Source organism: Rhizobium sp. SRDI943, assembly GCF_057653695.1.
Map to the genome: position 1 here is coordinate 223,889 of NZ_JBYGKN010000004.1, position 25,566 is coordinate 249,454.

Consider the following 25,566-nt stretch of genomic DNA (forward strand, 5'->3'; position numbering starts at 1 on the left):
TTGTTGCGGCTTTTTCGTAGCGCCACAATTATTTCGCGACGGGTGGGGGCAACACAATGCGCCTCGGATGCCCTGTGCCGGGCAGACGAGCTGGACTGACCTTAGCTACGGAAAAATTCCCCACCACGATAGGCGGGGCTTCGATCTTGCTGGTTGGCCGACGGTTCTTAGAACTTTACGCCAATGCCAAACTTGAGTTCGTGCTGATCGAGGTCGACGTCAACGCCGAGAACGTCCTTCTCGCCAAAGTCGTTGTACCGATATTCACCACGAGCGAAGATGTTGTTGGTGATCGCGAAGTCGAGGCCGGCTCCTACGGTGTAGCCGTTGAAGGTCTCCGTTTCCTTGTCAAGGCCAGGCAGATCTACGTAACCGCGCGTCGCGGTCCAACCGGCTGCGCCATAGATCAGCGCCTTGTCGAAAGCATAGCCGACACGACCACGAACAGCGCCGGTCCAATCGGTCCCAACGTCAGCTCCCAGCGCTTCCTCTTCATTCCAGTTGTGTTCGAGGTTGCCCTCGATGCCAACAACAATGTTATCGAACTGGAAGTTGTAACCCACAAAACCGCCGAAGATGCCGCCGTTAAAATCCTCGGAAGCGCTGGCACCACCGGCGCTGAAGTCACCGTTAAGCCATCCCGCGCCGCCATCGATACCCAAGTACGGACCGGACCAGGTAAATGCAGGAGCGGCCGCAACGGGAGCGTCCGAAATGACCGGGACCGCATCGGCCGCAAGCGCGGTGGTCGAGACAAGAGCGAGTAGCGTTGCGGCGGCTATCAACTTCATTTTCTGTACTCCGTGTCATACTAATACAACCAGAGGATATAACTCAATCCAACAAAAAGCTGTAGCAGCGGGGGCACACTCGCGAAAATGTACGGTACAGTACACGGTGCGCGCGGCGATCTTGAAAGGCCATCGGCCACGGCTGGCGCGCGTCGCGCCCCTCCCCAGTGCTCAGGCGCGCTGTCCGCTCCGCGCTGACAATGCAGCCGCTCCACGCAAAGTCGGATTGCTCACCGGCGCGCGGTCCCTGAGCGTCTCTCGCCACAAGTTCCCTGCCGGACAAAGACGCTCCCGTTGCGGTGCCCATGAACGCCGCGGGGTAGGTTGGGACGCTCACTGGCCACCAAGCGAGGGTAGTCCGCTCATTCGCATCTCCGACTGTGCTCCGCCTCGCAAATTGGTAGAACGAGCGCCTGCGGAAATTGATAAGCTTCCACCGCCGGACCCGGGCGGTAGCAGGTGAACAATCTAGCTTGGTCGACCTAGACTTCCGTTCCTGCGAGCTTCATCTCATGGACTCTATGGCAAGTGACGCCGCGCGGGCGAACTTAGCGCTTGAACGGATAGCCTTCGCCACAACCTCCGTCGCCGCGTAAAGGATTACAGTCATGCTCGCAAAGAGTTCCAATTCGGTTCGCCTGCGCCTCGCCTGGGGTGAAGTCAGAGCAATCGAGGTCGTTAGGTTGAGCCGTAGGCTCGAAATTGAAATCGAACAGCAGTCCCCATCGCGGTCCTGATCGTCTCCGGGATCAAGCAACCGGCTAGCGCCACGATACCTGGCGTCCCAGTGTCGTCGGTTTTTGCGAAATATCGTCCGCAAGGATGCCATTACGACTGCAGCGTCCATCCGACGGCCATTGATTCAGATTTTATTAAACATGTAAGCGGATCCTAAAACGAGGGTGCAACACACCCGTGTCGAGCCGCGTTAGGCGATCACATATAGTAGGGATCGAACTTATGGCCGTTATTCTCGTCGTCGAAGACGAGCCGTTAATCCGCTTTCTCTTGTCGGATGAACTCGTGGATGCTGGACATACCGTCATCGAAGCCGCCAGCGCTTTGGAAGCCATCGCGGTGCTGGGCAGATGCGATCATTTGGACGTAATGATTACCGATGTCGACATGCCGGGCGGATTGAGTGGAATTGACCTGATGAAGCTAGTGAGATCCACTCGACCCGAGACGAGCGTATGGGTCGCGTCGGGCCGCGATGTCCGCTCGCAGATCGACCCCGGCGTTTTCTTCTTGCCCAAGCCATACGACTACCGCGAACTGGTCTATATTGTTTCCGAACGCGCTCACGTAAGGCAAGTGCTCGCGACCGACCAGCAGCGATCCGGTTGAAAGATTTCGAGAGAGCTCTTCCCGCCGCGCTAGGTACCGCCTACATCTTTCGAAACTGTGCCAGAGCCATCGCCAGGCCGGCTTCGTCGTAGGGTTTACCGAGAAGTACAGCGTCAGAGATCAGCTGGTGGCCATCGATCTGCGGAATGCCGATCATCCCCGATGAGAACACAATCCCCAGCTCTGGTTGTCGGCGCCGACACGCTACAGCGAGATCGGCGCCGGACATACCGGGCAGTCCATGGTCCGTGATCAGCACATCGAGGTCTTCCTGCCGGATCGATCCTCAGCGCGTTTGTCGGCGGACAGCTCCACGGCCTCGTCCCGATGTCGTCATGCTACAAGTCTTGCGGCGATCCTGGTGATTTCCGCGATCAAGGTATGGCGGCACGCGTGAGCTGCCTATTGACCACGAGGGTCGTCTTCCGCAACTGCATGAGCTTCAGCCTGCGACGACCAAACCTCGCATCCTGTTCTTCCGACCGTTGCCTAGCAGCGTATCCCTCTATCGTAACGGTGGGCCAGGGAAGCGGCGGCTTGATTAATGCCACTTCACTTACCCGTGATTGCGCTGTTCGTCGCTCAACTGGTTGTACTTTTTCCAAACTTCTTCGACTTCACGCGAACACCAGGCTTGCCGATCGGCATCATTTTTTCCTTCTCGTCGGGAGCCGGCGCCATGCCCTGCTGTTGACTAGACTCCTTGATGGGGGGTTCGAGGCCTGGATGTTGGTCTGGAGTATCTGTTACCTTGGTCTTGTCTGCCATGTCGCTGCTCCTCGCAGGCTCGAAACGGGGTGCGCGGCGGGCTCCTGGCGAGCGGCTGCCGCATTTAAATCGGCGGCTTTCGGCGGGGGCAGTTCGGCCTGTAGTTGATCGATGCGCTTGAACATGATTGGGCTCCTCGTTGATGGTTGCATCCTGCAAACCTCGACCGTGACGTGTTGTTCCCAAAAATCGGAACGAGGCGTACGGTCTCAAGACTGGCTAATGAAACGGCCTTCCTAGATCGACCTTGGTTGCCCCTGCCGTCCTCGGCACCAAAAGGGGTGAGCAAATCTTTCTCAGTAAAGATAGTGCCAGCCGTCGCTATTAGCGATGTCTGGCGTCCGGATGCCCTGCCAGACCTCGTTCGCGATGGCGCCAACTGACAACTTCGAGGCCGAATAGAATTTTATCAGACTATTGTCGCCAAAATCGACGATGGCCGCCACCACAGATGGCCTGGCAACGCGGTGACGCCCCCGAGGCTCGCTTCGATGTGATAACCGTCCATTTCCGCCAAGCCGTCGCCCCTGCGACCTATGAACTGAAAGCAAACCTTTCTGCGCGTCAGGTATTCGACCGAGAAATGAAACGTGTCACCGTCGGCTGGGTTCGTAAGCAAATGCCAGTTCGGCAAGGATTTCGTGGAAGACAATCGGGCGTTTGCCATTTCGTGCAAACCAGCCGAGCCATCGATTGTTCCCGCACGATGCGGCTTTCCGGCTCGACATGAGGGCCAACCAACACGTGCGACGACAAGCGGAGCTCAGCCGGACCAAGGACTTGGTACCTCGGATCCGCCGCTCGACGTGCATGCATCCGCTGTCTGGATGCGTGGTCTCGAAATCTGTTCAAGCCCTGATGTCGAAGCAATTTATCGTGCTGTGTGGGAACACCTCCCGTGACGACCATTTTGTACCATTACAGACAAAGCTCTCGCGACCCTCGCCCGAATCTCCAATCGCTCCATTTCAGGCTAAACGAAGGGTTGGCAGATGATCGACAATCGAAACGAATGGATCGCTGCGCGTGCTTATGCGCTATGGGAGCAGGCTGGTCGCCCGTTAGGCCAGGACGAACTGCATTGGGAGCAGGCGGTTCTGGAACGCAACTTGCTTGAACGGACACGTGCCTCGAGCGACGGCGCAGAGGTTTACGCTCGCGTGCCAAGGCGCGCGGATCCGGATCCGGTCGAGGGGAGAAGCGTCCTGATCGTGGAGGACGAGCCACAGCTTCGCTACAACATCGTCGATTTCCTCGACAAGGCCGGATACCGCACCCTCGAGGCGGCCAACGCAGACGAGGCGTTGATCCACTTACGGCACAACGACGTCGATGCGCTGTATACCGATATTAATATGCCGGGAAGCATGGACGGCCTGGGGCTTGTCGCCACCGTCCGCAGTCGGTGGCCGCACATGCGGATCATCGTAACGTCAGGCTTCGTGAATCTCTCGCATCGTGACCTAGAGGCTGGAGTAACGTTTGTATCGAAGCCCACCAGCGGACTTGAATTGCTCAATCTCATGGCCAATTCCGCCTAGGCGTGACCGACAATTGTGCTTGGCCGGTCGAAGCCTGGTCGTCTGCTTGAGACCGGGCCTAGTAACGTCGCAATTTGAACAGGGCATTCACAGCAAACAAAAAGTGAAATTTTCGCCCTTGTTCGAAACTAGCCTGAGTCTGCTGGTCAACCATTCACTACGAGACCAGGCGCAATGCGGAACAAAAGTGTACGACCCATGTATCTGGGACGCAGTTGCCGTGCCTCTTAGCCATCAAGAGCGACCCCGATGAACTTGCTACTTACCGTCTGGCTGAGGCCGATCGCCAGCACCTGCTCGCGCGAGCTGAACGGGTACTGCTGCCAAAAGGGATGGTACTTTTGCAGCCAGACCGTCGGCGGAGTACGTTTATTTTGCATCGACGGGCATAGGCAGGGGCGGCGATGACCTTTATTCCAGCAGAGATGCCGAAGACATACTTCTCGTGGTTGGTAGCCCCCGTCGCTCAACACGCTAGTTCCTTCAAGCGGCCGACTGGCCGGCCATTCTTCAGATGCCATAGCGCCGATCGAGTTCATCGAGGGCGGACCGCACGTCATCGATCGAAACTGGCTCTGGTGTACCGGGCGGCCGACGGAGGGCGGGCTTCGACTCGACCGCGTAAAAATCCGACGCCCAGGCGGCCAGGATCGTGCGCTTATCATCGACCGATAGGGACGGCTCTCTCACCACGTCGACCGGGCGCTTGAGCTGCATGCGCGGAACCAGAACCGCGGGGCCCATCGCCATCGCGTTGCCGATGGCCTGCCGCAGCATGTCGTGCATCATCGGACTACCTCAACGAACGTGTGGATCGCTGTCGCCTGGCAGACGAGACGCGGCGATCATGTTGTTTTCCGGCGCGAGAAGATCGTGTTTCTTCGCGAAGGCGGCAAACAGGCCCCGCGCGGTCTCTGCTTCGATCTCACCGCGCAACGCGGCTCTGCATGCCTTTAGTGCGACCGCGTGCGCCGCGTCTCTCGGTGAACCCGGGCATTCGACGAGATGCCGGTAGGCGTCCATCACACTGCGAACCTCGGCCGGAAAGCCTAAGCCGACAAAAATTGAGACAGGCTGTTTGAACATATCTGGTTTCATCGCTCTCTCCTCCTAACCCGTGTTGACGGGCGCCGTGGTCACGGCGCCCTTGGTCTGCGAACGACGCGGTCAAGCGGCCTTTTGTGCTTCGATCTGCGCGGGAGCAGCGGAATTCGGTGCGGGAGCGTTCAGTATGGAGATTTTCCGCGGCTTCAGTGCCTCTGGAATCTCGCGAACGAGTTCGATCGAAAGAAGACCATTGCTGAGCTCCGCCCTATTCACCCTCACGTGGTCGGCAAGTTCGAACCGATGTTCGAACGGCCGGCCGGCTATGCCGCGATGCAGGTAGCCTTCATGTGCGGCCTCCTGCTTCTTGCCCGTCACGGACAGCAGATTGGATTGGAAGGTGATGTCGAGATCGTTTTGGGTGAAGCCCGCCACCGCGATCGAAATCCGATAGCTGTCATCCCCGCTCTTGATGATGTCATAGGGCGGCCAGTCGTTGATCGAGCGGGCGCGCTGGGCGTTTTCGAGAAGATGAAAGACCCGGTCGAACCCGACGCTCGAACGGTAGAGCGGTGCATAGTCGTAAGATGTTGCCATAGCCATATCCTCCTTGAAGCAACATGGTACCGAAGCGCCGAAAGACGGCGCCTCCAGCAAGGCCAGCCCTTCCTTAGCGGCTGGCAGCATCGATTTGGTTTTTTACAATTTCGGATTCAAGAGCCGCAACAGAAAATTTTTCGCGGGCCTCGTCACCCGGCCTCCGCCTTCCATTGACCTCGGACTTGCTTATGCCGAGAGAAGCCTGCAAATTTTGGACGGAGTACGGATCATCGCCCCGCGCCTCCAGTCGCAAGCGTTCAGGCCTCTGCTCTTGTTCCTGCTCCTGGAGGCTGATCAGTTTGGGTAGTATTACAATGTCCTGGCTTTCATCGCGCGTTCCACTTGCTGTCCTCCGTCCTAGGACCAAGGACAGCAAAGCATGCCATGCCCCTTGTCAAAGACCCGCCGCAAACACCGGGTGTTCTCCGTTCCGCAGTGGTCTAGCCGCGGAAGGCCAAAACTTCGTTATTTTCACCAAGACCAGACCGCCTGGATCTTCCACAAAAGAGATTGATAGCAAATTTCTCGCACTAGGAGTGGCTTTACATCGTCGATGTCATAGGGCACCGCCGGAATCGGGATCGAGGGTCTTGCCGTGGATTTAGAGAGCAGTGTGCGAACAGTAGATCTTATCTCGCTGGTATCATCCTGGGAAGACGGCGCCGGGAAAGAGCTTAAAAACAGCCGCGGAGGCCCGTACTTGCTACGGGGTTTCTGGTCGGGCTTGAGGTCACGTGGCTACCTCACCTGTTGCGTATGGTACGCGAGGAAGCATTACGCTGTCTACTCGGTCGTCCCCGGAACTGGCTCTAGCGTTGATGCGCGGAAAACTGGATGTTACCCATGGCGGCTTCAATGAAAAGGCCGCGAACTTGGCGTCTCCTCTAAAGGTTTTAGACCGAAACAAAGAGAGAACATTGCATTTTTCGCCCCGATATCAATAATCCGAGTTATCGGGTCCTAGATGCGGTGAAACTACTGGCGAGCCGAGGCGTTCTGATCCTGTGACAACAACAAGCAGGAGAAAGTAATGGCGGACGACAGCACCACCACGATCCGGGCGATTTTCGAGACACGCGAGGCAGCCGACCGTGCAGTTGAACACCTTGTTCAACAGCACGGCATCTCAAGGCCCGACATCTTCATTCAATCCACCACCGATCGAAATACCGTTGGCTCAGTGCCATCGGGCGGTGATGCTTCCCACGCAGACGGCGCCCGCGATGACGCAGCCCTCGAAGGCGACATCGAGGTTTCGGCGGATATTGCAGCCAGTCAGATCGCCGCCGTCCAACGCAGTCTCGGTGACGCCGGTGCGGTCCATGTATCGCGTCGATAGGTCAGTGATCGGAGCCGGAGTTCATGAGCGACAATCTTTCGAAATACCGCGCCAAGCGCGATTTCAAGAAGACCGGCGAGCCGAGCGGCGAGGCCCAGGTGAAGCCGTCGAACCGCCGGCGGTTTGTGATCCAGAAGCACGACGCTACCCGGTTGCATTATGACCTTCGGCTCGAACTCGACGGCGTCTTTAAATCCTGGGCTGTGACCAAGGGCCCGTCGCTCGACCCGCACGACAAGCGGCTGGCCGTCGAAGTCGAAGACCATCCCTTGGACTACGGGGATTTCGAAGGCACGATCCCGAAAGGCCAGTATGGCGGCGGCACCGTGATGTTGTGGGACCGCGGCTACTGGGAGCTCGAGGGCAACAGGACGCCGGAAGAAGCGCTCGCTAGGGGCGATTTCAAGTTCAAGCTGGAGGGTAAGCGCCTCCATGGCGGTTTCGTTCTGGTGCGCATGCGCAACGACCGCGATGGCGGCAAACGGACCAACTGGCTGCTGATCAAGCATCATGACGATTTCTCGGTCGAGGAGAACGGCGCGGCCATCTTGGAGGAAAACGATACGTCCGTGGCGTCCGCGAGAACGATGGAGGCGATCGCAGCGGGAAAAGGCAGGAAGCCAACGCCATTCATGATGCAGAATGGCGACGTCGAGGCGGATGCGGTGTGGAACAGCAATCACGTTTTCGCGGCCGAGGAGCGCAAAGCGGGCGTGAAGACTGCAAAAAAGCCGTCGGCCGGCAAGCGTGCGAACTCCACCATGCCGGTTTTCGTCCCACCGCAGCTGTGCGAAACCCTGGCGCGCCCGCCATCTGCCGATGGCTGGATTCATGAGATCAAATTCGACGGCTATCGCATCCAGATGCGAGTTGAGGATGGCGAGGCAACCCTCAAAACCCGCAAGGGTCTGGACTGGACGGCCAAATATCCGGCCATCGCCGCCTCAGCGTCCGCTCTTCCCGACGCCATCATTGATGGAGAGATCTGCGCGCTCGACGAAACCGGCGCCCCGGATTTTGCTGCGCTCCAGGCGGCGCTCTCGGAAGGAAAGACCGATAATTTGGTCTACTTTGCATTCGACCTCCTCTTCGTGGGAGGCGAAGATTTGCGCGAGCTGCCGCTCACAGAACGCAAGGAACGCTTGGCGACGTTCTTGTCGGATGCCGGCGAAGATCCGCGTCTACACTTCGTCGAGCATTTCGAAACCGGTGGCGACGCGGTTCTCAGATCCGCCTGTCGTTTGTCGCTGGAGGGGATCGTCTCGAAACAGGCTGACGCACCTTATCAATCGGGCCGCACCGAGACATGGGCCAAGTCGAAATGCCGGGCAGGGCATGAAGTCGTTATCGGCGCCTATGCGAAAACCAATGGCAAGTTCCGATCACTGCTCGTCGGCGTCCATCGCGGCAACCATTTTGTCTATGTCGGCCGGGTCGGCACGGGTTATGGAGCGAAGGTCGTCGACACGCTCTTGCCCAAGCTGCAGGCGATGGAGACATCGGAGTCGCCGTTCACCGGTATCGGTGCGCCGAAGAAGAGCCCTGATATCGTTTGGCTAAAACCAGAACTCGTCGCCGAGATCGAGTTTGCCGGCTGGACGGCCGATGGCCAGGTGCGCCAAGCGGCGTTCAAGGGCTTGCGGGAAGATAAGCCTGCGGCAGAAGTCGAGGCCGAGAAGCCGGCCTCACCAGCCAAAACCGAGGTGCCCGATCCCGAGACTTCGAAACCGGCGCCTGCGCGTTTCCGCAAGGGCGCGAAGGTGGAGGTGATGGGCGTGATGATCTCCAGCCCCGACAAGCCGCTATGGCCGGATGCCGGTGACGGAGAGCCGGTGACTAAGGTCGATCTGGCGCACTACCACGAAGCCGTCGGTTCCTGGTTGATCGACCATATCAAGGGGCGGCCATGCTCAATCATTCGCACACCGGACGGCATTGGCGGAGAGCAGTTCTTCCAGCGCCATGCGATGCCGGGGACATCGAACCTGCTGGAACTGGTCACGGTGTTTGGCGACAAGAAGCCCTACCTACAGATCGACCGCGTCGAGGGTCTTGCGGCAATCGCCCAGATCGGCGGCGTCGAGCTGCATCCGTGGAACTGTGAGCCTAATCAGCCGGAAGTGCCCGGCCGTCTGGTGTTTGACCTCGATCCTGGACCTGATGTCGATTTCTCCACCGTCGTCGCAGCGGCTCGTGAAATCCGCGACCGGCTGGAGGAGCTCGGGCTCGTCAGCTTCTGCAAGACGACGGGCGGCAAAGGACTGCACGTGGTGACGCCGCTTGCCGTGCCGAAGAGCAAGAAACTCAGCTGGGACATCGCGAAGGGTTTCGCCCATGATGTTTGCGAACAGATGGCGCGCGACAATCCGAATCTTTACCTGATCAAAATGGCCAAGAATCAGCGTGAGGGGCGCATCTTTCTCGACTACCTGCGCAACGATCGCATGGCGACGGCTGTCGCACCTTTGTCTCCACGAGCGCGGCCCGGCGCCGCCGTGTCGATGCCGTTGACGTGGACGCAGGTAAAGTCTGATCTCGACCCCAAGCGGTTCACGGTTCGCACAGTTCCTGCGCTGCTTGCGAAAAGCGCGGCGTGGCAGGATTATTGCGATGGTCAGCGACCGCTTGAGCAGGCGATCAAGCGCCTCGGAAAATCAAAGCAGGCAGCGTGAGCGTTCGGGGGCCGCATGGCGATCGGACGGGAATTCGAATTCGTGGTGAGGCGCCATGGAAAAGGAACTGAACGATACCGCTCCTGCTGAACCACGTGTTGGCGCGACCACTGACCTGCCCCACGATCGCATCGCCGTGCAGCGCTTTCGCTAGTCTTTCCCGCGCGCTAGTTGGAGCGATAACTTGAAGGCCTGGTTCGTGCCCGGTCGCACCGCAGAAAGGCGCATCGGAGTTGGATTGGCCGAGATGGAAGCGGAGGCCGACACGTTTGCCGACGAGAAGGAAAGGGACGCATTCGCCTTTGATCCTATCGGAAGCCGCTATCTCGAAGCCGCGCCATCGGCCTTTCAAATCCGGACGCCATACTCGCGCGCCGTCGTGAACGAAATTCGTGAAATCCCGTTTGCGCGCTGGGACGCAGATCGCCGGTTATGGACTGTGCCCTACCGATCTTACGACAAACTCCGCCGACGGTGGCAGGCAATCGAGGCGGCAGCCGAACGCAATGAACCCGAGGTTAGGAAAGCGCGCCGCGAGGCAATGAAGGGCACGGAGGAAGAGGAGGCATCGAAGGCGAGACTGAGCGAGCGTCGGCGAGCCTTGCTGAAACCAAGCCGCCGAAGGGCGACGACTGGGTTTATGAGATCAAATTGGATGGCTCGCCTGTCGGTTCATATCGAGCCGACGGGCATTCGCATCCTGACGCGCGGCGGCCATGACTGGACGCATCGTTTCCCGGCGAAACAGGCGGCCATGTGGCTTCCGGCTGGCACTGCAATCCTCGATGGCGAGGGGCTGTTCTCGACGAGGAGGGCCGGTCGTGTTTCAGCCTGCTGCAACAGTCGCTCAGCGGCGGGGGCGCAAGAAGAGCTCGAGCGACGCCATCTTCATGGCCTTCGAACTATTTCGATGCCCATGATCTCAGGAGGTCGGAGCTGGACGCGCCGGCATTAGTCGAGGTTCTCGTGCCGGCCAGCGAGCAGGCGATATCAGCCTTTCCGAGGAGATCGAGGCCGACGGCGATCAGCTGCTGGCAAGCGCCTGCGCGCATGGGCTGGAGGCATCATCGCCAAGCGTAGGAGTGAGCCCTATCGATCCGGCGGCTCGGCGATTGGGTGAAGATCAAATGCGTCCAGGATGAGAGCTTTGTGATCGTCGGCTACGGGCGATCAACCGCCGCGCGCGTGCCGAGATTGGTCGGCTTCTGCTGGCCGCGCGCAAGGCTGTCTAAATATAGCTGCTGCCTAGCAAACCTTTTGTCAATTTTGACGTTGTCGGACGAGAATAAGGTCGACGGAGCAACCTATGACAACATTCTTTTTTTCGATAAAAGATGGCGACGGCGAATTCCACGTCGACAATGGGCTCGAGTTCATCGATTTGGCCGCGGCGCTTGGTTATGCCCACCATGTACTTTCGGAAATGGCGGTGGACGGTATTCCAAACTCGCCCGAGGAAGAAAAGTCAGTCGCGATCGAGGGCCCGGACCGGCAGCCCATGGCGGTGATGTCCATTCGGGTTACACTGGACTTCATCCAGCCATCGGCGCCCGAGGAATGTCGTCTGGCCGCAGCCGACATTGATCGCGGAGAGCGAACACCCAGCTTTGACGGATGACGGAAAGCTGCCGTGTCCTCCTATAAGGAGCCGCGGGCGGCTGATGAGGTGGCGGTTTATAAAAATAGATTAGGTTTAGGACTAGCGGACGTTGCCAGAATGACGCGATGTAGTGCGGAGCATTATCGACATTCTCAACCTTGAGCGCGCCAACGGGCCACTGAACCACCACAGGGTTCAGCAGACTTGGGAAGAGGCACTCATCCAGGCATTTCCATAGGCCACGGCAAGACGGATGGAGCACGGCCAGTGCCGTTACGACAGGCGCGGCGACGATATCATCAACTGCCGCTACCTGGCGGACGACACGCCACGTAGACCACTAGTGCTATGGAAAGCGCCATCGCCGTCGCTCCAAAGACAAGGCGATAAATCGCCGCCGCATCCAGAGGAAGTCCCGCGATGATGCCAAAAACGGACGACGACGCCGAAACTCCGAGAAAAACAAGTGTGTTGAGCGCTCCGAGCCCGATGCCTCTCATTTGATACGGCAGCAATGCCTGCGCCTCGGTCATCGCCACGGGATGAACATTGCCCATCGCGTAAAGCAAGGCCAATCCCGCGGATGCGGCGTAAATGCTGATATCTGGCGAGACCGCGAGAAGAAGGCCACTCAAAAGGCCCACGACGTAGGTTGCGGTCACGATCGTAGGCCCGCGCCATCGCAGAAGCGCGAATGGCAGCGCAAATGAAGTCGCTATGCCGACGACACTGACGGCCGTCAGAACAGCGCCGGTATCGGTGCCGTGGCCGAAGATGTCGGTGAGGTATGGTCCCGCCCAAGCGTTACGAAACGTGCCGCCCAGCGAAAGTGTGAAACAGATCGGTATCAGATAGGCGAGACGAGGCAACCTCCACGGTGCGCCCCCGGTCGTGTGTTGGCTGCTTCTCGCCGGCGGGGCGTGGCGCAACGAAGTCGCGACAGCAAGGGCGCATGCCAACATCATCGCGGACGCGGTCGAGCACGCGACGCGCCAGCCCCATTCGGCCGTAAAGAAGTATAGCGGGGATGCTGAAACCAGCGCGCCGATGGAGCCTACCGAACTCACGGTGGCCGCAATTCGCCCAGCCCGGTCCGGCGAGTGGAGGCGACCGAGATAATAAAGGGCGCCCATGAAGATCGGCGCGCAACCTATGCCGATCGCGATCTGGCCGATGAACGCCGACCAGAAGCTGGATGATGAAGCGAGGAGCGCCGACCCCGCGGCGCCAACGACCATCATCAATGCCATGGGCCAGCGCACCCCCCAGCGGTCGAACGCGATACCCACGGGGATCTGTAGCAATGCGAATGACCCGAAAAACGCGGACGCGAGCCATCCGAATTCAGCGGGCGACAGCGCGAGGTCGTCCGCAACCAGCGGCCCCACCACGCCAAAATAGCTTCGGAAGTACATGCTCGCGAAGAAGGCGGCGCTTAGGGCTGATAGGGACATCCACATCCTTCTGCTGGTTCAACCGGAATAACTCTGCCGGTCGCGGCGGCCAACGCCGCTGCGCTTTACTTGCGACAAGCGAAGCAGGCCAATCTTCAGCGCTCCGCTAGGAGCCCTGGCGCCATCTGATTGCTGCTTCCGTCCGATTGCTGGCGCCAAGCTTGGACAGTATTTCGGTCATGTGATGCTTGATCGTTTTCTCCTGCAGGTTCAGCTGGCGCCCGATATGCTTGTTGGAAAGTCCTTCGGCGACCAATTCTATCACCTCGGTTTCGCGGGCAGTCAGTGAAGCCGGTCTGTCGAAGAGACTTTTTTCAACCTTGGCCCGCATGGTCGGCGAGATGTATCTGGAGCCTCCAGCGACTGTCCGAATGGCCTCTGCAAGTCCGCGTGATCCGATACCCTTGACGACGTATCCCGCCGCCCCTCGTCGTAGCGCTGCAACAAGCGGGTCGACTTCCTCCGAGGCGGTCAGCATCAGGACTTTTGTCTGTGAGCTTCGCACCACGATCTCGGAAATCGCTTCGATCCCTCCTCCGGGCATGGACACATCGAGCAGAACGACGTCAGGCCTTTGGGCCGCCACCAGCATGGTCGCGTCATCGGCACTTGCCCCTTCACCGACAACGACGAAATCCTCGATTTCGGACAGACTGCGGCTCACCCCTTCTCGAAAAAGAGGGTGGTCGTCCACAATCGCTATTGTGATGGCTGTCAAGCTGCACTCTCCATTTCCTCGGTGAAGAAAAACATCCGCCACCTGTCGATTGGCTATCCAACAGACATGGCAAGCAATCAGAAAACGTCCAGAGAGACACTGGAGTGGCGAACGAAGGCTTTTAGTTAGGCCTGTCTGATTTCGCCTCCGGCTACGAAGACCGGGTTTGTGATTTTGCCACCTGGCCGAGCCGGTCCGCCACGGGCTCAAGGGCTGAACTCAGCTCGGCATCCACCTCCGTCAGCTGCATCAGGTGACGTCGAGATTGCGCGGTCTCGTCCGGGCGTTCGACAGACGAAGGGACGATTTGCTGGTCGAATTTCGACCGGTTCACTCGCGGTGGATCTCGACCGTTCGCCGTTGCGGTCACGAGGCGAAGACAATGTTGTCTCAGGCGCAGGCACTTCTCGAGTGCAAGCCGAACCACGAAAGATGGTTCGCTTTTTAAGATCGACCAGATCGTCGCAAGTGAGAGATACGTGTTCCTGGCTTGGCGGAACTCCCAAAATGCGTATTTCTGGGTGGCGTTGATCGCGCTTCGGGTTGCGTATTGGGGGAGTTGAGGGTTTGCCGCCAGCGAACGCCTGATAACTTCCAGTGCGCCTCGGCCCATTGGCAGGTGATTGGACGACATGTTGCCGGGATACTGCCGGTATCCAACCAGCCGTTCGGGGATGACTTCGATTTGATAGCGCGCGGCCAGCTTGAGTTCGAAGTCGAGATCTTCGCAGCCGCCAATTCCTGCAGCTGCATATGAGCTGTCAAATCCGCCAATCTCGAGCGCGACATCCCGACGGACAAGAAGCGCGCTTCCGTTGCCGACATATTTGAAAGTCAGATGCCGGGCGAAGATATATCCTCTGGCGACATCGGGCCGGCAGGAGCGAAGGATCTCGTCGTCACTATTGATGATGTAATGCAGCACATAAACCGCAGCCCACTGTGGGGTTAAGCGATTGAGCGCATTCACCTGCTTTTCGATTTTCGTATGATGCCAGAGATCGTCCGCGTCAAGAAATGCCACAAACCGACCTGCTGCTTCCCGGATGCCGGTGTTCCTTGCTGCGGCAACGCCGCGGTTTGGCGTGGACAGCAGGCGGATCCGAGAATCTGCCAGCGCCACTTGCTCGACCACCCTTGCCGTATCATCGGTAGAGCCGTCATTGACGACGATGATCTCCAGGTTCCGGTAGGTTTGGCGCCCGGCGGATCGAAGTGTGCGTTCGATATAACGGGAAGCATTGAAGGCCGGGATGACCACCGAAACCAGCGGCCCGTTGAAATGACGAACGTCCCTCCGATCCGTGTCTGAAGAGAAAAGCATTTCAGATCCTCATTCGGCCGAACAATGATGCTATTCGTTTCAGACGGAGTTCGTTTGGATTTTCGCCTTGTTCCGACATATCCTCGGAGCGTCACGCAAATCTCACCCGCCATGGTATGGAAGCCCGCAGTTGCGTTGCACTCTAATTTCGTTGCTGGTGTCTCATAATGGACTTTAGTCCGATGTAGCCCATCAGCCATAATCATTGCGTGTACATCCTCCGACTTAGATATGATTGGAAGGCGACGCAATTCGAATGAGCTGGGAGTACGGAAATCGGGCACATCACCCTGGCGATGCATGAATCTTCCGTCGAACGCGCGTCGCTCCGGCGCGAATCCCGCGCGCCGTCAGACGTTGGCGGAGAGACGCATTTGGACGTTCCAATTGGAAAGCATTTGAAGTGCCTCGTCCGGCCTCCCGAAGAGATAGCCCTGTCCCGTCTCGCATCCGAGCCGATGTAGCGCCTCGGCCTCCAGCTCGGTTTCGACGCCCTCGGCGACAACTACCAAGTTCAAGCCGTGCGCCAAGGAGACGATCGCCCGCACTATTTCGAATATGCTTGGATTGCCGTTCATTCGCCGGACAAAGGACTGATCGATCTTGAGCTTGTCGAGAGGAAGATCGGCAAGATAGTTCATCGATGAATAGCCGGTCCCGAAGTCGTCCAGGGCAATGACGACCTCTCGATCGCGAAGTGCGCGCATCTTGGCGATTGAGGCGCCGCCTTTGTCGAGGAATGCGGATTCCGTCAATTCCAGGCACAAGCGGGAGGCGGGAAGCCCGCTGCAGGATAATGCGTCCCGCACGTCGGCCTCGACGTCGGACCCCTCGAACTGAAGTGCCGAAACGTTGACTGCGACGCTGAGCTCGGCAGGCCAAGCGGCGGCCTCGGTGCAGGCCTCAAACAGAGTCCAGCGGCCGATATCGCAGATCAAGCCAGAGGATTCAGCGATCGGGATGAACTCGGCCGGAGATATCAACCCGAACTCCGGATGGTTCCATCTGATCAAAGCCTCCGCGCCGACGAGGCGCCTGCTTCTGAATTCGATCTGCGGCTGGAACTGCAGGAAGAACTGCCGGTTCTGGAGAGCATCGCGCATGTCCCGCTCCAGCCGGCGCGACCGCGCTTGGCGAACGGCGGTAGAAGGATCGAAGGACGACCATCGTTGCCCAGGGCTGGCCTTGACGGCATCCAGCGCAGATTCAGCGGCGGCCAGACGAGCGCCGGGCGCCGCGTCGCCCGAGCGGGCTACTCCGAGGCGAACCGAGACCGGGACTACCGCGCCGCGGAGCAATATGGGCTCTTCGAACAGCCGCGAAAGACTATCTGCAAAATCCTCGATCCGACGTTCATCGTTTGTGAGGGTGGCGATGCCGAAATGGTCACCGTCCAGTCTTGCCAGCAAATCGTCGGCGAACGCGCTCGCCAGCCTGGCCGCCACAGCTTTCAAAAGCTCGTCCCCGGCGTCGCGGCCAAGAGTGGCGCAAAGCGACGAGAAACGTTTGATATCCAGCACCGAAACGAGGACCTCGCCTTCAATGGCGGCCAGTCGGGACGCGAATTCCCGACGATTGAGCAATCCGGTGAGGTCGTCCCGTTCGGATAGCTTCTTCAACCGGTGCTCATATTCGCGTCGCGCGGTGACGTCTCGCATGATCAGGCAACCGGCGAACCGCGAGCGCGCCGCCGTCGTCTGTTCGGTAGGCGAAATTGTGATGGACACCTCGTAGTGAGCGGCATGCGAACCACCGCTGCCGGTGAAATCGGCAAGAGCCGTGTGTATCCTGTTTGGTTCAGCATCGTGTTCTGAAACCAGCCTTTGCAGAATGTCGATCATGGCGGTGTCGGTGCCATCGAGAAGCAAGGTACCGACATCGACCCGCAGCAAGGCTTTTGCGGATTCGCTCGCCTCGACGATCCTCAGATCGCCGTCGAATGCAACGACGCCGTCCGAACTGTCGGCAATAATCCTTCTCATGAGGCGTCTGGTGTTTCGAGCTTCCCTGTTGGCCACGGCAACAAGCATTTGACCGAGGTCGACGCGTTCGTTCAGAGCCAGTATCCACGCGAGCAGGAGCATCGACCACGGCACCGCTGTCCCCACAAGAAGGCCGTACTGCCGTTGCAGCAGGAATGCGCCGATTTCGCCGACGATGACCGTGGTCAGTCCGGCCGCCGCCATCGTCATAATTCGGGTCGAGCGCCCGCAGATCACAAGGACAATAAGCAAGACCGCAAACAGGAGTTCCAGCGGCGCCTGATCGAATATTCTCAGGAAGCGGTTCTGGAGGAGCGTTTCCGCGGCAAGCACGTGGATGAGCGGGCCGGCGATCGCTCCATATACGGGAACAGGGAAAATGTCTTTCAGCTCGGTCGCAGATGCTCCCACGACAACCGAGCGGTCTCTCATCGCCTCGGCCGGTACGCTTCCATTCAGCACCTCGGACAAGGAGATTGTCGGGACGGTCTCGGGCCTTATCGAGTAGTCGATCAGCAGGGAACCGGAACTGCTGTCGATCCTGCCAATAGCCGATGCAGCGGACTGAGTGCGGTTCCCGTCAAGCTGGCTTCCCAAATCGAAACGGCGGACGACCCCATCCGCATCCATCGCGACATTGGCGAATACGGGCCAGGCATTCTCAAGAAATTGTGGGATCGGCCTCGTCACCGCCGTCTGAGACGATGACGCCGTCTCCTGCTGCCGGAACACCGGCAAAAGCACACCTCCTCCGGCTCTCTTTAGCGCCGCCGCCAGACGGTCGTCCTCGTGCTTGCTGGAGAACGCACTGAAATCGACGTCGAGGAAGATGTCCCTGGCGCCTGACCCAATCAGCTTATCGACTAGGGTCGCATAAATGCTCCGCGGCCACGGCCAGGTCCCAACGGCGTCGAGAGAATGTTTGTCAATTGCAACGAAGATGACGTTGCCGGAAGCTTGGCGAGGAGCCCATTCGAAGCGCTTCGCAAAAAGGCTGTTGTTGAAGGCTTGAAAGATGCCGACGTTGGCAGCGGTGAGCGGCAGCGCCAGCATCGCGGCGATCAGCAGAATACGAGCCGAGATGGTGCTGACGCTACCCGAGACATAGTCTCCGCCCGCTGTGGTGCTTCGACTCACTTGTCCTTGCCTTTGCCGTTTCCGCCGGAATTACCGTTACCATTGCCCCCGCTATTGTTGTTGCCCTTGCCGCTATTTCCGTTGCCATTGCCGCCGGAATTGCTGTTGCCGTTGCCCCCGCTGTTATTATCGCTCTTGCCACTGTTTCCGTTCCCGTTTCCACCGGAATTGCCGTTACCATTGCCGCCGCTGTTGCCATTGCTCCCGCTGTTGCCGTTTCCGTTACTGCTGCTGTCAGTGCCCTTGCCGTTCGCACTATTGCCATCGCTGCTGGCACTGGAATTCTTATCCTTGCCAGCAGTCGGAGACTTGTTCTTAGCCTCGGACGCCTCGACTGCACCCGCGATATTCGTGGTGCCGACGGCAGGGACCTTGGCGGCCGACGGTGCAACAGATATGATCTCGGGCTTGGATAGCTGGCCCCTTACCGTCATGCCAGCCTTGCTATCGACCGCTGCGCTCTGGCGCGGCCCTACATTGGATTGCTGGCCGCTTGCGAAGGACGTGACCTGGACTAGGCCGCGATCGACGGAGACGGATGCCTTCGTACGATCTACCGTCACGTGGAAGATCGTTCCTTTCACGACGGCCGCCAGATAGGGCGTCTGCACCGTCGTATGGGGCTGGCTTCGCTTTTCGATCTCAAGGTCCAGCGAACCGACCTGCTGGACGATCTCGGTCTTCCTGGAAAGAAATCCGTTGGTGGTGATGGAGGCCAGCGTATTTGGTTGGAAAGTGATGCTCTCCACGCCTCTGGCAAGCTGCATCCGTCCGCGCGGACCTGTCGAAACCCATGCCCGGTTAGGGACCACGTCTCCTGGGCTCAGGTCCAGCCAGTTCGTTCGGTCGACGGAATATTTCGCTTGATTCGTGGCTTTGACGACCCGCCAGTCGTCGGCGGCCGCGAACGCGGCTGTCGTCAACAATATCAGTGCGGCTATCAGAATTCGATTTATTGCAGGCATGAATGCTTCCCCGACGTTTCGGGTAGTGAAGCACTACCTAATTAAGAATGATTTTAAGACCGAATGCGGATTTTCGTATGAAGCGATTGGTACGAAAGCGTACGAGCCAGGGGATTTGAAAATTGGCTACGACAACGGACGCGCTCATGCTGCCGGCACTTGGACGCACCACGTCGCGCGCTCCAATTGCTCGGGCATCTCACTCGCGGGATCCGCACTCTCGCGCCCCATTCGATCTGCTCCCCGAGCGGAGTTGCCACGCGGTCCACTCGATGTCATGCGCGGCCGATGACGCGACCCCTTCCATGCACGCTCACTAGCCCCGGACTACCTGGGGGCTTTTTTGACAGCCCAGCAAGTTCCGCTCGAGCGTAAGCGGTTCTCTCCACCTGCAACCTAACTTGCGATTTACCGGGCCACGCCGATGGGTGATTGTGGAGTCACTCAACCAACCGTGCGGGTGCCACGGGGGCAACCTCACGCCGCTCGCTGCCGACGATGGGCGAGCCTGCGATGCTCATCCTGGGCGCTGCCAAAATAAACTCCTGTTCTTATTGGCGTCACCCCTCCGCCATACGCCCAGTCCTTGGCATCATCAGACCAAGCGAGTGGTCATCGCACCCGAGCACCTTCCGGCGAAATCGTAGACACCGTCCGATATCAAACTCGATCGGGGGGGCCGGTCTAGGCAAAACATTTTCCATCGATGTGCGAGCTGCACACCACTAAGCGTTCTCCATATGCTGCGATCGGAAACCCTACAACGTTCGACAACTTTGAGACGTCATCAGGGAGGTTCTGACTGGACTTGGCAACATTGCTAGAACCTCCCTGACGTCCTTTCAGCAAGGATCAGGAGAATTTAATGCGGATCGTGCCGAGGGAAAGCCGGACTTAAGTCCGGCTGGCGACGTCAGGACACGCTGCTCATATGTCATGTGAGGCAACGCGAAGGTCCGTGGAGGGGCCGAACAGAAGGGGAAAATGAAGCTCGGCCCCTTCCGCGTCCACGATCGCCACGATCGAAGCAGCGCTTGCAGCAGGGACCGGATGCTGAGCCGTTCTCCCACTCAGTAGGCGGATCCTGAGCTAGGACCAAGGTCGGACCGGCGGTGAGAAATGGTGCCCGAGATGCAGTATGCGGTAAAACTCCCACTGCTCGTCCCTGGAAAGGCGATCACAGTTTGGGGCGGCGCCTTCGAATAACACCGGTTACCGCGCAAAATGCCCAGTTGAACCCATCAGACCAAGGTCCTAGCTCTGGAACGCCGTTCGCGCCGGGGCATTTACCTGTCAGAGTCATGAGCAGGAGGTATCGATGCCGACGGAAATCTGGCAAACGCCTATCGAGATCGCGGTCGGGGGCGGGGATCACTTCAAGAGCGTCAAAAACAGCCGCGAGGCCCTCGCGACCCTCATGACCTGTTGGCCCGAAAAGGGTGGCAAATCTTTCGCCATTGCGAAACGTGCCTGCATGAAGTCGCTCAGCGGAGAAGCGGAGCATGCCGCGGCAGCACGTGCCTTTCTGGAAGCGGCGATCGAAGTGGGTATTCTTCGCTCTTAGAGACCGCACAACACTTGCGCTCGTGGGCCACCCGCTCGATTTGAATTTGGATCGCCTCGCGAGAGCGCTGAACTGGAGAAGCTTCGTCTTTCGATGCGCGTCACCGCGAGGCGCACCAAATGGTCGAAGCGCGCACACTCTTCGAGCGCATCCGTTCAATTCGACCCCGGTTTGGAAGGCGCGAGACCTGCTCCGAGATCGAGCAGTGCGTCATCCAAGAGAGGAGGCTAGGCTTCCGAGACCCGCTCGCTGAAGTCGGATGAGCCTAATACCCTAGCGGATAGAATCTTTGGCCATCCCATTGGAAAGCCTCTCGACGGAGCTGTCGGGCCTCCGAGCCTTCGGCGACGACTTGCAGGTTCAAGCCGCGCGCCAGGACATAATCGCCCGCACAATCGCGGTCACTGCGAAGCTTCGCCGATCACCGTTCCCTATTCGTCGTCGACGACTTCCGTATCCGGACGGTCGCCGCCATCGGCATGTTCCGTCTGCCACCGACCATCGGCGAGTTGATAGGAGATTTCGGCATCGCGGCCTTCAATATGCTGACGCTGGGCCGCAGATTTGGCGGCGGCGAGCGCGCTATCGTGATCCGGATAGGTCTCCGACCAGACGTCCCCCAAACGGTAGCCGTAGCCGCCGTCATGCTCGCCGACGTGGTAAGTGATAGTGGCCATGCAGTTGTCCTCCTTGGCGTCGATATCAAGTTAGAGCGGAGCGCCAATATTCCAATCGCGGGGTCTCGCGCAATGGGCGGCAACCACCAGTCCGCAGGCTTATGAAGAGAAGTTTGACGACGGCAGGGCGCGGGGTCTTGTCAATCATCACCTGTCTGACGTCGGTACCACTGCGCATAAGCGTCGCGCTCGCCAGGCGCTTCCGCTCCGCTTAAGGCAGGTTCGGATCCGCCTTCCTCCAAAGGCGGCCCCTCACGACGATGTAGCGCGTCCGGCGTCTCCAAGAACGGCTTCTCCTTCGTCAGATACCATCCTCCAGCCTCGACGGGTCAACTATCCCGAGCCTAGACAAGTACGGCCGCTCGTGGGTCCACGCGCCTGGGGTATTCGGCGACCGGCTGACGGTCGTAGACAACAGATGCTCCGCCGTCGATCATATACAGGTTCAGCATCGACGTCGTACCGCGGGAGCGGCGGGCCTGGAGATGCGAAAACAGGTTCCGAGCGTGCGCTAAAGCCGGGCGAACCCATCGCGGGCATGATCGGGAGGCGGCCGGCTCGACGGGAACGACACGACGGACTGTCTTCTGGAAGAGCAGGTCGTCCGTCCTCGCCGATGGTTAGCCGAGCGTGGACTTCAGCCGTCGTCGAATTCTCGCAAGTTCCAACGGTTATGGCAGCAAGATTCTCCATCGACTGGACTCCGAACGGGTTGGTCGTCGTGTTCGATATACGAAAGCCCAATTGTCGGTATGAATATGCAAAAAGGGTGATAGCCGTCGGCCTTTGTAAAGCCAGATGAACGGTTCACTCGGCGGCTTGACGGATAGGGTACTCTCCTGGGAACTCCGCGGGAGCGATGATCTCGAATTCCGTCGGCATGGCGTGCTGATCTGTTCCCAGCAGCGCCAACGTCCAGTAGTCCGGATCCTTGCCGAAGACCGTAGAGACCTGAACGACCGTCGTTCGTCCATCGAAGTACTTCGAGGATTTCGCCCAGTAAAACGCACCCGGTACCAAACTTGCTGCAACCATCACGCCTACTCCACTGACTCGTGGACAATAACAGAAATCCGGGAAATGAGAATGCCTCGGAACGTTCACGTCGTCATCTGGTGGATAAGGATCACCCGTCAACCCGGCCGGCTTCCAATTTCGCATCTTCGCCTGTCGACCCTCCGGCTCAGAGACGGTACGGCTACGAAGGCGTGACCGCTGTGGATCGGGAGCTTGCAGCCATCCTTCCCACCGATGTCGCCGGCTTCAGCCGCCTCAGGGCGCTGGACGAGGAGGGCACGGTCCGTGCACTCAATTTGTGCCACGGTCGGATTGCCGAGTTGGTGCGCGAGCACGGTGGCCGTATCTTCGGGCAGCACGAGTGACGGCCTTGTCGCGGAGTTCCGAGCGCTGTCCAGGCGGTCCGGTGCGCGATTGGAGTCCAGCGCGGCGTTGTCAGCCTCTCGCAAGACCTCCCGATCGATCGGCGCTTGAAATCTCGCATCGGCGTTAATCTTGGTGACGTGGTTGTGGCGACCATTCGCTAGGCGATGGCGTCAACATCGCGGTGCGCCTGGCCGCCTCGTCAGGTATCTGCATATACGGATCGGCACGCGAACATCTCGACGACTTACGCGTGGTCGAAGGGACGGTTCGCCGGGGAAGGGATCGGCTGCGTATCTGCGTGCGACTGGTCGATGCCGAGATACGGACCCAGCTTTGGCCCGAGCGCTATGATGGCGCGACTGAGGACATCTTCGACTTCCAGGACAGGATCGCGGCGCATCTCGCGGGCGCAATCCATTTCGACTCCGCCTACGACAGCCATCCGGCCATTGCGTGGCGGGCTAGGTCGTGAAGAGCCAGATCATGAAGTCGGTGAGGGGGATTTTCGTCGCAGACATGCCACGTTCCTTCCTTCGAGATTAGAGGCCGCTTGCCACCAAATGGCATGGCGTCGGCACACATGCGCCGACGAGTTGTGACTGCAGCGGATTCGTGCCCTCGCTGATCCACTGTTAATTCGCTTGACCGCCCTGCGGACCTGGCTTCAGTGCATCGACCTTGGTTACGACACGCTCCTCAACGGCATCGTGGGCATCTGAGGCGATCGAAGCGGCCTCTTCGTAGACCTCCGTCGCCACCTCTTTGCCTTGGTCGACAACGTCGAGGGCTTGAGCGCTGAGCTTGTCTGTGGTCGCGTCGGAAGCCTCGCCGAACACCTCGTCTTCAGTGTCGGTGTGCGGCAACGCTGCGCCGATAGCGGCTCCGACGGCGAAAGCCAGAGCGCCCCCAACCAGCGGCTGATCGCGGAACTGCGTGAGGATTATCTCGTTGAGCTTGCTGGTTTGCTCTTGGAGACTTGTCGCCGCTGAAGACGATTGGGTAGACAGCGAGCTCGCGGCCGCGGACGCACGCGCACTCATCCCGCTTGCGGCGCTTTTTGCCTGCTCCCATCTCTCCGCCGCCCAGCCAGTCGCCGCGTCGAACATCGCACCCGTCTCGTCGGTGATCTGATCGACGTGTCTGCCGGTGGCATCCGCGAACCCGCGATAAGTCTTACCTGCTTCATCGACGAAGTGACCCGCACGGTGTCCGCTTTCATCGGTCAGTGCCTTAAGCCTCTTGCCAGAGCTGTCTGCGAAGTGACTGTAGCGGGATCCGTTCTGGGTCTCGGGTGGGCCAAGACGACGGACCGTGCCGCTCGCCGGATATAGCGGATACTCAGGTTCGGGCTGATGGCTGGCAGCCGGGCTTGCGGGGGTCCCCTTGGCCATGAGCCACGCAAGGCTCACACCCATCAATGCGACGGGCAGTGGATTTGCCTTCAGCGCTTGGCCGAGGTTGCTAACATACTCTCCCCCGCCGCTGCCCTTTGCGTAGGCAAGGACCTCATCGACTAACTGGCCTGGCGACATCCGTTCTTGAATGGCGTCGATGCGATCTCCAATGCGCTGGCGATCCCGATCGATCTCTCGCTGAAGATCGGCGGATGTTTTTTCGGTTGAAGTTTCCATCAGATCTTTTCCTTCACAACGTCGACGTCGCGGCGAAGCGAGGTCGCGGTTCGATCCAGTTTCATGTTGCTTCGACGAAGTGCGGTGAGGCCTCGAGAGACCATCGCCCACGCGATGAGGGCGATGAACACGCCGACGATAAGGGAGGCGAGCGCACCGGCGCTTGTTTCGGTCAAACCCTGAGTGACCAGGAAGGCCGCAACCCCGGCAACCAGGGCGCTCAGCAGGACGCCCACGGCCCCCACCGCCAGGACAAGGCCGAACATGACCACTTCTACGCCGTTGAGCGCTTGCGAGAACTTTTCGGACACCTCGGTCTTCGCGAGATCGATTTCCTTGCGCAACAGTCCCGTGACATCGGCGACGAGACCGCCAATCAGTTCTGAAAGGGGAGCAGTCTCGGGAGATTTAGCCATTGGTGTAGCCTCCCGTCGTAGATGATCCCGTGGGCGTCGCCGGGGATGTCCGCCTCTTTGCTTGTGATGGCGCTCGCTTGGCGGAAGCCGTCAAAAATCTGCTTGCGCTCAATCCCGCAAGTGCTGCAATGCCAAGGAACGCTAGCGGCTGCTTGCGGCCGAATTCCTCAGCCATGGCCGCGATTTCGCCGATGTCTTTGCCCTGCATCTGGGTCGCGAAGCCTTGGAAGCTTCGTCCGATCTGCTTGGCATAGCGTCCGACCTCCGGTTGATCGGATGCTTCAAGTTCAGCGCCAACTTTCTCAAGCGCCTTTGCCACGCCGCCAACCTGGCGGGCGGCGAAGGTCGTTTGATCGGAAACCACCTCTTTGACCTTCTCGACCGCGGTATCGGCGCCTTCTTTTATGGTGTTCTTGGCGGCGGTCACGTCATCAGCCAACTTTTCCTTCAATCCCGCGAGTGACGCGGAAGGTTGCGGTGACGACATTGCATCTTTAGATTGTAGTGATGTCTCGGATGACGGCCGTGGCCTGCCATCCATTTCTGTGAATTCGTTTGACACTGAAGCCTCCCATGACTGAACCAGCGGCGATTGCCGCACCCACGAACCTTG

General features: G+C 59.1%; 24 protein-coding genes and 3 pseudogenes. 10 read left to right on the forward strand and 17 right to left on the reverse strand.

Annotated elements, in window-relative coordinates:
• Positions 1-167: 167 nt before the first annotated feature.
• Positions 168-791, reverse strand: coding sequence for an outer membrane protein (locus tag AC245Y_RS34200; RefSeq protein WP_003554784.1), 624 nt, complete (start codon positions 789-791; stop codon positions 168-170).
• Between the two features lie 960 nt (positions 792-1,751).
• Here AC245Y_RS34200 and AC245Y_RS34205 point away from each other — a divergent pair.
• Positions 1,752-2,138, forward strand: coding sequence for a response regulator (locus tag AC245Y_RS34205; RefSeq protein WP_003554782.1), 387 nt, complete (start codon positions 1,752-1,754; stop codon positions 2,136-2,138).
• A 40-nt stretch (positions 2,139-2,178) separates the two neighbouring features.
• Here the strand turns inward: AC245Y_RS34205 and AC245Y_RS34210 are convergent, their stop codons facing one another.
• Entirely contained in the window at positions 2,179-2,397 is a 219-nt protein-coding gene (locus tag AC245Y_RS34210; protein ID WP_003554781.1) for a response regulator, read from the reverse strand.
• Positions 2,398-2,720: 323 nt separating this feature from the next.
• Positions 2,721-2,906 carry a hypothetical protein gene (locus AC245Y_RS34215; RefSeq protein WP_003554779.1) on the reverse strand — a complete coding sequence of 62 codons (186 nt, stop codon included), beginning with the start codon at positions 2,904-2,906 and terminating at the stop codon, positions 2,721-2,723.
• A 992-nt stretch (positions 2,907-3,898) separates the two neighbouring features.
• On the opposite strand from AC245Y_RS34215, the gene AC245Y_RS34220 reads away from it, so the two are divergent.
• Entirely contained in the window at positions 3,899-4,447 is a 549-nt protein-coding gene (locus AC245Y_RS34220) for a response regulator (RefSeq protein ID WP_003554775.1), read from the forward strand.
• 510 nt (positions 4,448-4,957) lie between these two features.
• On the opposite strand, the gene AC245Y_RS34225 is transcribed toward AC245Y_RS34220, so the two are convergent.
• The 3 genes from AC245Y_RS34225 to AC245Y_RS34235 all read right to left on the reverse strand — a co-directional run bounded on the left by AC245Y_RS34225 (position 4,958) and on the right by AC245Y_RS34235 (position 6,088).
• Entirely contained in the window at positions 4,958-5,236 is a 279-nt protein-coding gene (locus AC245Y_RS34225; RefSeq protein WP_003554773.1) for a hypothetical protein, read from the reverse strand.
• Between the two features lie 9 nt (positions 5,237-5,245).
• Positions 5,246-5,545, reverse strand: a complete 300-nt coding sequence (locus AC245Y_RS34230) for a DUF982 domain-containing protein (RefSeq protein ID WP_017997555.1) — start codon at positions 5,543-5,545, stop codon at positions 5,246-5,248.
• A gap of 69 nt (positions 5,546-5,614) precedes the next feature.
• Entirely contained in the window at positions 5,615-6,088 is a 474-nt protein-coding gene (locus AC245Y_RS34235) for an Hsp20 family protein (protein ID WP_017997554.1), read from the reverse strand.
• A 684-nt stretch (positions 6,089-6,772) separates the two neighbouring features.
• Here AC245Y_RS34235 and AC245Y_RS34240 point away from each other — a divergent pair.
• From AC245Y_RS34240 to AC245Y_RS34265, 6 genes and pseudogenes are all read left to right on the forward strand, one after another.
• A pseudogene (locus AC245Y_RS34240) lies at positions 6,773-6,930 on the forward strand (LysR family transcriptional regulator); the annotation flags it as partial.
• A 191-nt stretch (positions 6,931-7,121) separates the two neighbouring features.
• On the forward strand, positions 7,122-7,430 hold the full coding sequence (locus AC245Y_RS34245) for a hypothetical protein (RefSeq protein ID WP_003554767.1): 309 nt from the start codon (positions 7,122-7,124) through the stop codon (positions 7,428-7,430).
• Between the two features lie 23 nt (positions 7,431-7,453).
• The gene (ligD, locus tag AC245Y_RS34250; RefSeq protein ID WP_017997552.1) at positions 7,454-10,102 is read left to right on the forward strand and encodes a DNA ligase D; all 2,649 of its coding nucleotides are present in this window, start codon (positions 7,454-7,456) and stop codon (positions 10,100-10,102) included.
• A 184-nt stretch (positions 10,103-10,286) separates the two neighbouring features.
• A pseudogene (locus tag AC245Y_RS34255) lies at positions 10,287-10,700 on the forward strand (hypothetical protein); the annotation flags it as partial.
• Positions 10,700-11,325: pseudogene (locus tag AC245Y_RS34260) on the forward strand (ATP-dependent DNA ligase); the annotation flags it as partial. The pseudogenes AC245Y_RS34255 and AC245Y_RS34260, both read left to right, overlap by 1 nt.
• A gap of 83 nt (positions 11,326-11,408) precedes the next feature.
• Positions 11,409-11,720, forward strand: a complete 312-nt coding sequence (locus AC245Y_RS34265; RefSeq protein WP_003554763.1) for a DUF6894 family protein — start codon at positions 11,409-11,411, stop codon at positions 11,718-11,720.
• 281 nt (positions 11,721-12,001) lie between these two features.
• On the opposite strand, the gene AC245Y_RS34270 is transcribed toward AC245Y_RS34265, so the two are convergent.
• From AC245Y_RS34270 to AC245Y_RS34290, 5 genes are all read right to left on the reverse strand, one after another.
• On the reverse strand, positions 12,002-13,156 hold the full coding sequence (locus AC245Y_RS34270) for an MFS transporter (RefSeq protein WP_128440371.1): 1,155 nt from the start codon (positions 13,154-13,156) through the stop codon (positions 12,002-12,004).
• A 106-nt stretch (positions 13,157-13,262) separates the two neighbouring features.
• Positions 13,263-13,874, reverse strand: coding sequence for a response regulator (locus AC245Y_RS34275; protein WP_017997550.1), 612 nt, complete (start codon positions 13,872-13,874; stop codon positions 13,263-13,265).
• 151 nt (positions 13,875-14,025) lie between these two features.
• Positions 14,026-15,198, reverse strand: a complete 1,173-nt coding sequence (locus AC245Y_RS34280) for a glycosyltransferase family 2 protein (RefSeq protein ID WP_017997549.1) — start codon at positions 15,196-15,198, stop codon at positions 14,026-14,028.
• 350 nt (positions 15,199-15,548) lie between these two features.
• Positions 15,549-18,233: an EAL domain-containing protein gene (locus AC245Y_RS34285; protein ID WP_245274083.1), complete on the reverse strand. Its 2,685-nt coding sequence runs from the start codon at positions 18,231-18,233 to the stop codon at positions 15,549-15,551.
• Positions 18,234-18,313: 80 nt separating this feature from the next.
• The gene (locus AC245Y_RS34290) at positions 18,314-19,282 is read right to left on the reverse strand and encodes a FecR family protein (RefSeq protein WP_017997547.1); all 969 of its coding nucleotides are present in this window, start codon (positions 19,280-19,282) and stop codon (positions 18,314-18,316) included.
• A gap of 1,318 nt (positions 19,283-20,600) precedes the next feature.
• On the opposite strand from AC245Y_RS34290, the gene AC245Y_RS34295 reads away from it, so the two are divergent.
• On the forward strand, positions 20,601-20,846 hold the full coding sequence (locus AC245Y_RS34295) for a DUF982 domain-containing protein (protein ID WP_003554756.1): 246 nt from the start codon (positions 20,601-20,603) through the stop codon (positions 20,844-20,846).
• 431 nt (positions 20,847-21,277) lie between these two features.
• Here the strand turns inward: AC245Y_RS34295 and AC245Y_RS34300 are convergent, their stop codons facing one another.
• The gene (locus AC245Y_RS34300) at positions 21,278-21,523 is read right to left on the reverse strand and encodes a DUF2188 domain-containing protein (RefSeq protein ID WP_003554754.1); all 246 of its coding nucleotides are present in this window, start codon (positions 21,521-21,523) and stop codon (positions 21,278-21,280) included.
• Between the two features lie 807 nt (positions 21,524-22,330).
• Positions 22,331-22,558, reverse strand: coding sequence for a hypothetical protein (locus tag AC245Y_RS34305; RefSeq protein WP_003554751.1), 228 nt, complete (start codon positions 22,556-22,558; stop codon positions 22,331-22,333).
• A gap of 173 nt (positions 22,559-22,731) precedes the next feature.
• Here AC245Y_RS34305 and AC245Y_RS34310 point away from each other — a divergent pair, with 173 nt between their 5' ends.
• A complete protein-coding gene (locus tag AC245Y_RS34310; RefSeq protein WP_245274082.1) occupies positions 22,732-22,905 on the forward strand; it encodes a hypothetical protein in 174 nt (57 codons plus the stop codon).
• Between the two features lie 245 nt (positions 22,906-23,150).
• On the opposite strand, the gene AC245Y_RS34315 is transcribed toward AC245Y_RS34310, so the two are convergent.
• The 4 genes from AC245Y_RS34315 to AC245Y_RS34330 form a co-directional block, all read right to left on the reverse strand.
• Positions 23,151-23,324, reverse strand: coding sequence for a hypothetical protein (locus tag AC245Y_RS34315; protein ID WP_017997545.1), 174 nt, complete (start codon positions 23,322-23,324; stop codon positions 23,151-23,153).
• Between the two features lie 214 nt (positions 23,325-23,538).
• Positions 23,539-24,537: a DUF3618 domain-containing protein gene (locus AC245Y_RS34320; protein ID WP_017997544.1), complete on the reverse strand. Its 999-nt coding sequence runs from the start codon at positions 24,535-24,537 to the stop codon at positions 23,539-23,541.
• A complete protein-coding gene (locus AC245Y_RS34325; RefSeq protein ID WP_003554747.1) occupies positions 24,537-24,953 on the reverse strand; it encodes a phage holin family protein in 417 nt (138 codons plus the stop codon). The genes AC245Y_RS34320 and AC245Y_RS34325 overlap by 1 nt, the downstream gene beginning before the upstream one ends.
• Positions 24,946-25,515, reverse strand: a complete 570-nt coding sequence (locus AC245Y_RS34330; RefSeq protein WP_003554744.1) for a hypothetical protein — start codon at positions 25,513-25,515, stop codon at positions 24,946-24,948. The genes AC245Y_RS34325 and AC245Y_RS34330 overlap by 8 nt, the downstream gene beginning before the upstream one ends.
• Between the last annotated feature and the right edge of the window lie 51 nt (positions 25,516-25,566).